The 454-nt window shown below is 52.2% G+C and carries 1 protein-coding gene; it reads right to left on the minus strand.

The genetic code is table 11. From position 1 onward, the window contains the following. On the minus strand, window positions 1–71 hold a 71-nt coding region (locus tag EXE44_RS21465; protein ID WP_241991845.1), incomplete at its 3' end, for a DUF433 domain-containing protein. Between the last annotated feature and the right edge of the window lie 383 nt (window positions 72–454).

A 454-nucleotide genomic window follows, 5' to 3' on the forward strand; every position in this document is an offset into this window, starting at 1 on the left:
CGGACGCCGACTCTCGTCCCCTCGATTCGGGGTTCCCCCCCGAGGACTCTCTCGTCGCGGGAAATACTCATACGCTTCTGTTGGTCGCGTTCTCGTTTATATCTTTTCGGCAGTCACTCGTCGCTCACACGGCCGGTTCCACGTCCACCGAGCCTACTAGTAGATTCTCGCCCGGTAGTGTCGCGGGCGTACACACCTACGTTATAGTAAATTCACTCGTAAATGATATCCAGATATGAGAGAAATTTCGGGAAGGTCATGCGAGATACAGTAGGGTATCTCTACCAGATATCTGTTAGTAGCCGATTTACCTGCGGGCTTTTGTACGGAACTTGCGAAGAACTATATTTCAAACCTAGCAACGGACGCTGTGAGGGTACGTGGTTTTGATCTCGCCATGATCCAATCCTGGGTCGACACACACCGTGTTCCGGCGTTCCTCCTCATCGTGTTC

Origin of the sequence: Halorubrum sp. SS7, from assembly GCF_005435055.1 — an archaeon.
Taxonomy (GTDB): Archaea; Halobacteriota; Halobacteria; order Halobacteriales; family Haloferacaceae; genus Halorubrum; species Halorubrum salinarum.